Origin of the sequence: Sphingomonas sp. Leaf10 (assembly GCF_001421245.1) — a bacterium.
Classification (GTDB): domain Bacteria; phylum Pseudomonadota; class Alphaproteobacteria; order Sphingomonadales; family Sphingomonadaceae; genus Sphingomonas.
The window spans coordinates 1-1,767 of the sequence record NZ_LMKE01000031.1; the positions used below are offsets into that span (position 1 = coordinate 1).

The following is a 1,767-nucleotide window of genomic DNA, read 5'->3' on the forward strand; positions in this document are numbered from 1 at the left end:
GTCCCTTCAAGGGCCGGTCTCTAGTTCAACGTGGATGAAGAAACGGGGGTCACGTCACAACCGACAATCTTCTTTCCGGCGTCAAACCCGCGCTTTTCTGCCGCTGGCGCCTTGATCGACTGGCTGTCGACAACAGCGGCACTCGGGTTCTGCTCGCGCCCTTCGCGTTCGCGATCGAGCATCAGCGTGACGTCGTGGATCGTGCGGAACAGCAGTCGGCGTACGAAGCGGCGGAACCACCAATATACCGTCTGCCAAGATGGAAAGTCGTTCGGCAACATCCGCCACCCGCCCCCGGTCCGGGCAAGGTAGCGTAATGCGTCGAGCACCTCGCGCAGATTGGTCTTAGGCTTGCGGCCGCGATTTGAGACTGGTGGCAGGAAAGGCTAAATGAACCGCCACTCCTCGTCCGTCAGATCGGTCGGGTAGCGCTTCGCTCGTCGCTCAAATTCCGCTATCCGGCCACGGCTCTCTCGGGTCCACATCCCAAGCTTGAATCAGCACCCGGCCGTTAGTTCAACCCATTCTTAAAGGGTCTCTCACCGCCGGGAGTACGCCGAGGGTTGGCGCAGAAACTAGCCTGCTATGCGAAAAAGTTTCTTACCGGCATTTCCGCGTGAATGACCACCGACGATCGCCGACGTTCGTGCCCTATTGCGGGAACGACTGAGGGACCGGAACACTCGGCAGTCATAATTCGTGAATAACAACAAGACGCTGCCATTACTCCATGGCGGAGACGGAGGGATTCGAACCCTCGGTAGGAGTAATCCCCCTACGGCGGTTTAGCAAACCGCTGGTTTCAGCCACTCACCCACGTCTCCCAAGCGCGTCGCGCCTTGGAGTGGGGGCCTATAGCGAGGGTTGTCGCGGTGATCAACTCCCTACGTTGAACGTAATTGCCGGCCGATCGACCGCGCGTTCATTGCAGGGACATGCGCTTGGCCGCTATCGTGAGCGCACGGGTACGAACGCGGGGAGTATGGAATGAAACGGTTGATCGGGTGGATGGCACCGCTCCTGTTGCTGGCGGTTCCTGCCCACGCGCAAGTGCGCACCGTCGACCCCAATGACGCGATCGATGGTGATCTGGCGACCGCACCGGCGCCTCGGCCGACGCAGCGTAGCGACGTACCGCCCGCCTATCAGGAACCGGTCCAGCCGGCCCAGACCCAGCCGCCGGTCAACCAGACCCCGCCGAGCAGCACCGCGACCAGCGCCGCCAACGAGACCTTCGAACGCGACGACCTGATCGGTGCGGCCGAAGGTGTGTTCGGGCGCGGGGCCGAGGGGCTGGCCGGGATCATCGAAAACATCCTGAAGGATCAGGGCAAACCCAACGCCTACATCGCAGGACGCGAAGCGGCGGGCGCGTTCGTCGTCGGGCTACGCTATGGCTCGGGAATCATGAACCACCGGGTCGAGGGCCAGCGCCCGGTCTATTGGACCGGGCCGTCGGTCGGCTTCGACGTCGGCGGCGACGCGACCAAGGTCTTCGTGCTGGTCTACAACCTCTATGATTCGCAGGAGCTCTACAAACGCTTCCCGGCTGCCGAGGGGCGCGCCTATTTCGTCGGTGGATTTTCGGCCAGCTATCTGCGGCGCGGCGACGTGGTGCTGATCCCGGTCCGCCTCGGCGTCGGTTGGCGACTGGGCGCCAATGTCGGGTACATGCGGTTCAGCGAAAAGCAGAAATGGCTGCCGTTTTAAGGCGCAGCGGGGCCGGCAACCGCCGGACTCCCGCCAGCCCGGCCGGCGGGCGAAGCC

1 protein-coding gene, 1 tRNA gene and 1 pseudogene are annotated in these 1,767 nt (G+C 63.0%); 1 reads left to right on the forward strand and 2 read right to left on the reverse strand.

What is annotated here, in order from left to right; genetic code table 11:
* Positions 1 to 59 precede the first annotated feature (59 nt).
* Positions 60 to 485 (reverse strand): annotated as a pseudogene (locus tag ASE59_RS15255) (transposase); the annotation flags it as partial.
* A gap of 246 nt (positions 486 to 731) precedes the next feature.
* Positions 732 to 824 (reverse strand) — tRNA-Ser (locus ASE59_RS15260).
* Between the two features lie 163 nt (positions 825 to 987).
* Between ASE59_RS15260 and ASE59_RS15265 the strand changes: the two genes are divergently transcribed.
* Positions 988 to 1,710 (forward strand): DUF1134 domain-containing protein, encoded by a 723-nt coding sequence (locus tag ASE59_RS15265; protein WP_056458153.1) that lies wholly within the window; start codon positions 988 to 990, stop codon positions 1,708 to 1,710.
* The last annotated feature ends 57 nt before the right edge of the window (positions 1,711 to 1,767 follow it).

Bases quoted from the DNA above. Each gene is read 5' to 3' on its own strand.
- ASE59_RS15265 (WP_056458153.1), top strand. From the start codon at position 988: ATGAAACGGTTGATCGGGTGGATGGCACCGCTCCTGTTGCTGGCGGTT.